A 7774-nucleotide genomic window follows, 5' to 3' on the forward strand; every position below is an offset into this window, starting at 1 on the left:
CCGGAAGGTGTGGCTGGATCACCTCCTTTCTAAGGAGTTTACATTCCGATTTATTTCGGAAATACTCTTAGGTCGGTCTCGCGTCGTCTCCTAGCCCCGATGTAAAAGTCGGGGGTTGCCTGGTTTTCAAAGATTTTAAAAGCGTCGGTCGTTTTAATTAACGGTCGGCGCTTTTTTATTGGTTTAGTTACTTATCGGATAAGTTGCTCGAGGCAGGCGAAATTCGCGGCCAGCTGGGGAGGGGTCCAAAAAGCGCCGTCCGGATTAGTCAGGGAGAGAAAAACTAATTGTCCGGCCATATCTGTGAAGCCGCCGAGAAAAGCTGACGCTTCTTCATGGTTGAAGCTATGAGACAGGTGTCTTTGAACCGGATTCTCTGGCTTGGGGAAAGGGAATCCCGGAGAGTAACGATAGGTGTAGTTATCCTGCCGATCGTAAACCGATCTTGGCGGCCTGAAATTTGGCCCGAAGATTTCCCGGAAAGAAGCGGCAAAGCCAACCATACGGCAAGGCCCGGCAATTCTATCTAATAGCGATAATTCCGGTGGCAAGTAGTTTAATTGAGTGAAAAGTAAACCGTCAAGCTGCTGGGAGTCATAGCGTGACCAAATTGCCGGCAGGCGAACATCGGCCAGGGTGAGCGGACCGGAACTGAATAAGTGCCTGACGACCGGCACCTTGGTTGAGGCGGCAAAACAGCGGGTTTCACTGGCGGCTGGCCTGGCGATACGGGATATGTTGGCGATTAGAGTACTCAAAAAAGCTCCCTTTAATAATCGATAATTGATCCGAATATCTATCAGGAGTAAAAAGAGGAAATTTCAGGGTATTTACGAAAAACAACGGTCGGTTCTCCGTCAATAAGCGGATCGACAGGAGAATTAGCGCCAACCAGGACCTGGGTCGGCAGGTCCTCGTCCTGTTCTCCCCGGGCCGGAATAATATATTGAACTTCCGCCGCTTTTAATTGCCGGTAGGTATTGTCGATCGCGTCAAGCTGGAAAAGCATTTCTCCAACACCGATCCTCTCTTCCATCTCTTTGCTGGTAGCTTCCAAAATGATCCGGTTAAGCTGGCTGTGGAGCAGGTTGATCTGGTCCTGGATATGTCTGGATAGCTTGTTAAATTCGATGGTTGGGGAGGCGGTCTCGCCGGAAACAGTATCTACTTTTAGTTTATCGGCAATAGAACTGGCGGCAAGAGGGGGCATTTCGGTGTGCGTTTTTTTCCACATTATATGGGCTAATTTTTCCTGGGACAATAAACCGGGCACGTCAATCGTGCGCATTGGACTTTTTACTCCGGTCACCATTTCCTGGAAAATTATAGCCAGCGCGTAAATATCGGTCCTGGCATCAAGCCGGGTATTTCCCCGGATCTGTTCAGGGGCCATGTAACTGACCGTGCCGATAAGCTGATCGTCAATTTGTTCCTGCATCGGATGGACCGTTCCCCAATCAATAATATAGACACGCCTGGCATGATCGACCACAATATTGGCCGGCTTAATATCCCGGTGGACAAAGCCTGTATAGCCATTAAATGTTTGGCGGTGGGCGGCATCCAGGCCGACCAGGACATTACGGATTATATTGATCGCTTCAGACAGGTCAAAATCTCTTTCGTAGAGCAACGCGTCCAGGGTGTAGCCATCGATCGATCTTTGGACCAGAAAATATCCGGTATCGTCCGTTTCACCATGTTCAATGCTAAGCGAGGCGTGTTGATTGGGAATGATTCCCATGAAATGAGATTCCCTGACCAGAAAATCCTTCATATGACCCTGGGCGGCTTTGATGTGGACTTCAGTTCCCATCATAAGGCCAAGTTTCTTGAGTTGTTTGCATTGTTTGGAGTTTAAAACTTTGGCAATATCTTCTTCGTTTGTTCCGCTGACAATTTGATGTAAAAGATTCAGGCCAAGGCTGGTGCGGCTGGGATCGCCTAAAGCGGTCAGATTATGACGCAGTTGATCTAGATCGATCGCCCGGCAGACGTTGGCCATGCCGCCGCTGGTCAAGACCTCAACAACCAAATAACGGTTATTGAATATCCTCCCCGCTTTTATATCGGTCGCTCTGGGTGTGGTCCTTACAGGAGCGCTATGAAGAGGACGCGCGTTAATTTTGGATATACTCATAGGTATTGTTCCTTCTATTAATATATCGGATATTAAAGGGAAAAACTTGTATATCGGCGCGATCTTTTTCCCCGGTAATATACCTTGAATATTCAGAGTATGTTAGAATGAAATTAATGAACAAACAGGCCGTTATCCTAATCTCTCTATTATTGGTTTCCCCGATATTTGCGGCGGCTGACCAGGTGATGATTGTCCCAAGATCGATCGGGCAGGGGAAAACCTTAGAGATCAGGCTTAACCAGGCAGCCGCCGGAGTGAAGATCAGCGGCACGTTTATCGGGCAGAAGATCGGTTTTTTCCAGGGTGATGATTATTATCGGGGGTTTGTTGGTATTCCCCTGGAGCAGAAACCGGGGAAATATCCTCTTAATTTAACGATCGATGGATCAGATGGAAGTAAAAAGACGATAAAAAAGACGGTTATTATAGCTAAAGGTAAATTTCCGGTCGTTTCCTTCTGGCTTAAACCGGCTAAAAACAAGCTCCGGAGCCGGGAGTTGATCAATAACGAATGGGCCGATGTCGAAAAGGTTTTGGTAGTTAAAGAACCTGTCCAGCGCTGGCGGGGGAAATTTTCCATGCCGGTCGAAGGGGAGACTTCCATGGTTTTTGGGGTGATCCAGAGGGTTAACGGAAAACCGTCCGGCCGTCACCGCGGATATGACATTGCCGTGCCGCAAGGGACTACCGTCTACGCTCCCAATGCGGGAAAAGTCGTTTATACCGGCCGGCTGAAAGCCTTTGGCAACACCATTGTTGTTGACCACGGATTAGGGGTTCAGACCCTTTATTTTCACCTCTCAAAGTTTCTGGTCGAAGTCGGTCAGTTGGTCAGCCGGGGAGATAAATTGGCCCTATCAGGCAACACCGGGATCTCTTCCGGGGCTCACCTCCACTGGGGAATGTCGGTCAACAACTTGCGGGTCGATCCAATCCAGTGGGTGAAGATGGAGATGTAAATGGGAAAGGCTGGACAAAAGGCACAGGCAAAGGCGCAGGCCAAGGTAATGAGGATTATTGACGCTAATATTAACCGCTCGATGGAAGGATTGCGGGTGGTTGACGAGATCGTCAGGTTTATTCTTAATGACCGGGAACTGACCGTCCGGGTCAAAGCACTGCGGCACCTCTTGCAAAAAGGGGTTAAACCCTTGGGTGATGATTTTTATCTATACCGGGAATCGGCCGGGGATGTCGGCCGGTCGCTTTATCCGGAAAGTGAAGGTCAGCGGACCGACTTGAAAGCGGTTTTTCTGGCCAATATCAAGCGGGGTGAAGAAGCGGTCCGCTCTCTGGAGGAATTTTCCAAGTTGATCAAACCGGCTTACGGCCGAACTTTTAAAGAAGCCCGGTTCCAGCTCTACGATTTGGAGAAGGAGATTGTTCCTAAATTAGAGAAAGCGATCAAGCTCGACTTTGACCTTTACGTCGTGACCGATCCGTCCCTGGACCACTTGAGAGTTGCCCAAAAAACGCTGGCGGCCGGCGTGAAAATGATCCAGTTAAGGGATAAAAAGATCAGTAAAGACGAGTATTCGCAACTGGCTAAAAGGATATCTCCCCTGGCTAGAAAACACGGCGCGATCTTTATTCTCAACGACTACTGGGATTTGGTCGAGCAGGTTGGGGCGGATGGGGTCCATTTGGGGCAGGAAGATATTGCCAAACTGACAGTTGGTAAAGTGAGAGAAAAGATCGGTGACGATAAGATCATCGGGCTCTCGACTCATAGCCTGGAGCAGGCGATCAGGGGGGCCAAACTGGGGGCCGACTACATCAGTTGCGGGCCGATCTTCAAAACGCCGAGCAAGCCGCTGGGTAAACCGGTTGGATTAAAACTGTTGAAAAAAGTATTGAAGGCAGTGCAAGTACCAGTGGTGGCGATTGGTGGGATAGATAGCTCAAATTATCAAGATATCGTTAAAACCGGTTGTCAACGGTTCGCGGTTATCAGGTCAGCGATTTTGTTGGCGACTCATCTTCGCTGAATATTTTGTCTGTACTGCTTTGTTGATCTCCAATAAATCACTTAAACCGATTTTTTGGTTTGGTTTGAATTTTTTGGCTTCGATCTCTGTCCAGAAGAGTTTTAAATAAGTTTCGTCCAGGATAATATGTTCCTCTAGTTTGGTGGTAGCTGGGGTTTGAGAAAGTAGTCTGTTCAGCGATTTTAATGGATAGAGCCAGTTCATCAATCTGCCGTGTTGCTGTAATATAGACAGAGGGACCACGCTGCCTACAACGGCGGTATTTCGCAAACAGACCATCTTGATCAGCTGCCTGATTCGTCCTATGTATTGGTGTGCGGTAAATGTTTTTTCGTTGATCGAAGACCGATCTATCCTTGCGGTTTGTTCCTGGACGGCAGAATTGATTCTTTGCAAGATGGGGAAACTAAGTAATTCATTGCTTGGTCGGCATCTTAATTTGCTGATCAGGCGTGGTATATCATGAATGTACAAAGAGTCAGATTGGTCAGTAACATAAGTATTGGCTAAAAAGGACCTTAGGGCTTCGTTTGTCGGAAGGCTTTCAAATGAAAATAGCAAGACCATGAGCGAGCAGATAGGTTCGGTCATTTCCTTTTTGGCGTGTTCCTGGAGCCGTAGTAACCGAGTAATAACCGATTGAGCATGAGTTTTAGTAAGCTGACGTGGACCTCTGGCCGCAACAATATTTCTTGGTTGCAGAGGCATTGGGGGCGGGACACTTGAGACCATTTGAGCGCACATTCTGATCATTTATCGCTATTTTTCTTGATAAATTTCACTGTTTTTGCTATTATTTATACGTCGTGAATTGGAGGGAGAAATTAAAATGACATATAAAATAGCGGTTATTGGCGGAGATGGGACTGGGCCGGAGGTGGTGGCCGAAGGGTTAAAGGCCCTGAAAACAGTCGCCAAAAAGTATAATATTCAGTACGAACTTAAAGAGTTCGACTTTTCCGGAAAGCGTTACCTCAAGACCGGCGAGCTGGTCACCGACGAAGATGTTGCCGAACTGAAAAAGTATAACGCGATCTATCTTGGAGCGGTCGGCGATCCGGAGGTCAAACCCGGGATCCTGGAGCATGGGGTCCTTCTCAAGCTCCGCTTTGCTCTTGACCAATATATTAACCTCCGGCCGGTCATTCTCTACCCGAACGTTTACACTCCGATCAAGGACAAAGGGCCGGCGGAGATCGATTTTGTCGTAGTCCGCGAGAATACCGAAGGGCTCTATGCCAGCACTGGCGGTTACCTCCGCAAAGGGACCCCGGACGAGATCGCGACCCAGGTCTCGGTTAACACCCGTAAAGGGGTGGAGCGATGTTTGCGCTATGCTTTTGAATACACCCGTAAACGGAACAAGCGGAAGACCCTGACCCTGGTCGGCAAGACCAATGTTCTGACCTTCGCTTTTGATCTGTGGGAGAGGGTGTTTCATGAGATCGGAACCAAAGATTATCCCGATATCAAACGGGAATACGCGCACGTTGACGCGACCTGCATGTGGTTTGTCAAGAACCCGGAGTGGTTTGACGTCATTGTCACCGACAATATGTTCGGCGATATCATTACCGACCTGGGGGCGATGATCCAGGGGGGGATGGGGATCGCGGCGGGGGGGAACATCAACCCGCACGGCGTTTCGATGTTCGAACCGATCGGCGGTTCCGCTCCAAAATATACCGGCAAGAATGTTATTAATCCTCTGGCGGCGATCGGCGCTATGCAGCTTCTGCTTAGCCAGTTAGGGGAAGAAAAAGCGGCAGCCGACATTGAACAGGCGATTATTAAGACCGTAGCCAAAATGCCGTCACAGGCGGCCGGGAAAATGGGGATGGGGACGAAGGAAGTAGGGGATACCGTTGCCAGCCTTATCTAGGCTTTGGCCTTCAGGTAATTGATCAGACCGCCCTTGTCGACGATCTTTTGCATGAATTCGGGGAAAGCTTGTGCTTTGTAAGTTTTACCGCTGGTTTTGTTGGTAATGGTTCCGCTTGCCAGGTCGACCTCAACCGTGTCTCCTTCTTTGATCTCCTCTCCCGCCTGGGGTGACTCCAGGATCGGGAGGCCAATGTTGATGGCGTTCCGGTAAAAGATCCTGGCAAATGATTTGGCAATGATGGCCGCAACCCCGGCTGCTTTGAGGGCGATCGGAGCGTGTTCGCGCGAGGAGCCGCAACCGAAATTATCTCCCGCGACGATAAAGTCCCCGGGGGTCATCTTATCGACCCATTCCGAGTCGGCGTCCATCATGGCGTACTGGGCGAGCTCAGCCGGATCGGAGGTGTTGAGATACCTGGCCGGGATGATCAGGTCGGTATCGATATTATTGCCGAATTTCCATGCTTTTCCCTTCATCATGAAACCATTTTAGCATCCTTGAAGTGGGACTTCAACACCCGGGAATCCGCTTAAATGATGCAATATTTGCTCTTTTCTTACGATATATATGTAGAGAGCCATCAAGTCTCTTGGAGGACTAATGACCTATAAAGCGGATATTGTGCGCCGGACGACAATGGTCAATCCTCTGGCCAGGGGGATCGGGAACCGCTCTGTGAATTTGCAGCCAGGCAGAGTTTTGGGCGGATACAAGCTGGTAAAACCGCTTGGCGCCGGGGCGGAAGGGGAAGTCTGGCACGCGCTAACCGCCCGGGGGGAAAGATCGGTCCTAAAGATCGATAAGCGGCCAGTTTTAGTTCCCAACGCGCAACCGGTGGAAACATTGGCCATGGAGTTGATTTCCGGTGCTGGTGGCCACAATGCGATCGTTAACATGTTGGGGTCTGGAACTGAAGAGGGAACCTCTTTCCGGGCTTTGGAGTTAATTGAAGGTCAAGATTTATTGGAAACTTTGTGTGAGGTTGAGGATGTTCAAGGGTTTGGCCTTTCGCTTCGCCGTTCACTCGAAATATTGCGCCACGCCGCCGACGGGGTCAACTTTATTCATCGCCTCGGGTTGGTCCACCGGGACATCAAGCTTGAAAATATTATGATCTCTGCCAGCGGTGAGATCAAAGTGATAGACCTTGGCCTGGTAGGTTATTTTCCCGCTTCGCCGGAAATTGGGACTAGAGCATATTTTTCAGCGGAGCGATTGCGTGGCGAACCAATTGGTCCCGCGGCCGATATTTTTTCACTCGGGATCGTTTTTTACACAAGTTTGACTCTCGAGCATCCATTTGCCAGGCAAGGGGAGGAGTACAACGATCTGGCGACGGCGGCCAGGATCCTGGAAGGCCGGTTCTCGCTTGGTTTATACTCGTTCCCCAAGCCGGTCCGGGCATTAGTAAAAGGGATGCTCGCCCATAGTCCGGAAAAAAGATTCAGGACCTGCGATGAGATAATTAGGGCGGTAGACATTGCTTTGGTTTCCCTGCCCAAGGAAGAATCCCGCTGGGGGAGGTTTGTTCGCAAAACTGCCTGGGTTATCTTAAAGCAGATAGAACGGATCATTGATCGATTGCCAGGCTGGCTGGTTTTTCGCCCCAAATAAAATCTGGGCAGTCCGGGGACATGGTGCCCCCCCTGATGGGCCAACTCCCCGTTAAGAGCATTTAAGTATATTTGGAAGTTATCGTCAAGTATGATCGGCGGTAGAGTTAAAAGGTCCACGTCAACTGTCCCCAATTCTTCGGCA

General features: G+C 49.5%; 8 protein-coding genes. 4 read left to right on the forward strand and 4 right to left on the reverse strand.

Annotation, left to right across the window (positions count from 1 at the left end; genetic code table 11):
* Window positions 1-191: 191 nt before the first annotated feature.
* The gene (locus KKF06_00425) at window positions 192-758 is read right to left on the reverse strand and encodes a hypothetical protein (GenBank protein MBU1616232.1); all 567 of its coding nucleotides are present in this window, start codon (window positions 756-758) and stop codon (window positions 192-194) included.
* A 41-nt stretch (window positions 759-799) separates the two neighbouring features.
* Window positions 800-2140, reverse strand: a complete 1341-nt coding sequence (locus tag KKF06_00430) for a protein kinase (protein MBU1616233.1) — start codon at window positions 2138-2140, stop codon at window positions 800-802.
* A 116-nt stretch (window positions 2141-2256) separates the two neighbouring features.
* On the opposite strand from KKF06_00430, the gene KKF06_00435 reads away from it, so the two are divergent.
* Both KKF06_00435 and thiE read left to right on the forward strand, forming a co-directional pair.
* A complete protein-coding gene (locus KKF06_00435; GenBank protein ID MBU1616234.1) occupies window positions 2257-3102 on the forward strand; it encodes a M23 family metallopeptidase in 846 nt (281 codons plus the stop codon).
* Window positions 3103-4131: a thiamine phosphate synthase gene (gene thiE, locus KKF06_00440; protein MBU1616235.1), complete on the forward strand. Its 1029-nt coding sequence runs from the start codon at window positions 3103-3105 to the stop codon at window positions 4129-4131. It abuts the gene before it with no gap.
* Here the strand turns inward: thiE and KKF06_00445 are convergent.
* Complete coding sequence (locus KKF06_00445; protein MBU1616236.1) at window positions 4099-4722, reverse strand: hypothetical protein; 624 nt, start codon at window positions 4720-4722, stop codon at window positions 4099-4101. The two genes, thiE and KKF06_00445, sit on opposite strands and share 33 nt — an antisense overlap.
* Window positions 4723-4960: 238 nt before the next feature.
* Here KKF06_00445 and KKF06_00450 point away from each other — a divergent pair, with 238 nt between their 5' ends.
* Window positions 4961-6013 carry a 3-isopropylmalate dehydrogenase gene (locus KKF06_00450; protein ID MBU1616237.1) on the forward strand — a complete coding sequence of 351 codons (1053 nt, stop codon included), beginning with the start codon at window positions 4961-4963 and terminating at the stop codon, window positions 6011-6013.
* On the opposite strand, the gene KKF06_00455 is transcribed toward KKF06_00450, so the two are convergent.
* Window positions 6010-6492: a 3-isopropylmalate dehydratase small subunit gene (locus KKF06_00455; protein MBU1616238.1), complete on the reverse strand. Its 483-nt coding sequence runs from the start codon at window positions 6490-6492 to the stop codon at window positions 6010-6012. The two genes, KKF06_00450 and KKF06_00455, sit on opposite strands and share 4 nt — an antisense overlap.
* A gap of 124 nt (window positions 6493-6616) precedes the next feature.
* On the opposite strand from KKF06_00455, the gene KKF06_00460 reads away from it, so the two are divergent.
* Window positions 6617-7630, forward strand: coding sequence for a serine/threonine protein kinase (locus tag KKF06_00460; GenBank protein ID MBU1616239.1), 1014 nt, complete (start codon window positions 6617-6619; stop codon window positions 7628-7630).
* The last annotated feature ends 144 nt before the right edge of the window (window positions 7631-7774 follow it).

It is taken from the genome of Candidatus Margulisiibacteriota bacterium, assembly GCA_018822365.1.
GTDB lineage: Bacteria > Margulisbacteria > WOR-1 > O2-12-FULL-45-9 > XYB2-FULL-48-7 > XYB2-FULL-45-9.

Bases quoted from the DNA above. Each gene is read 5' to 3' on its own strand.
- KKF06_00455 (MBU1616238.1), bottom strand. From the start codon at position 6,492: ATGAAGGGAAAAGCATGGAAATTCGGCAATAATATCGATACCGACCTG.
- KKF06_00460 (MBU1616239.1), top strand. From the start codon at position 6,617: ATGACCTATAAAGCGGATATTGTGCGCCGGACGACAATGGTCAATCCT.
- thiE (MBU1616235.1), top strand. From the start codon at position 3,103: ATGGGAAAGGCTGGACAAAAGGCACAGGCAAAGGCGCAGGCCAAGGTA.
- KKF06_00430 (MBU1616233.1), bottom strand. From the start codon at position 2,140: ATGAGTATATCCAAAATTAACGCGCGTCCTCTTCATAGCGCTCCTGTA.
- KKF06_00450 (MBU1616237.1), top strand. From the start codon at position 4,961: ATGACATATAAAATAGCGGTTATTGGCGGAGATGGGACTGGGCCGGAG.
- KKF06_00445 (MBU1616236.1), bottom strand. From the start codon at position 4,722: ATGACCGAACCTATCTGCTCGCTCATGGTCTTGCTATTTTCATTTGAA.
- KKF06_00435 (MBU1616234.1), top strand. From the start codon at position 2,257: ATGAACAAACAGGCCGTTATCCTAATCTCTCTATTATTGGTTTCCCCG.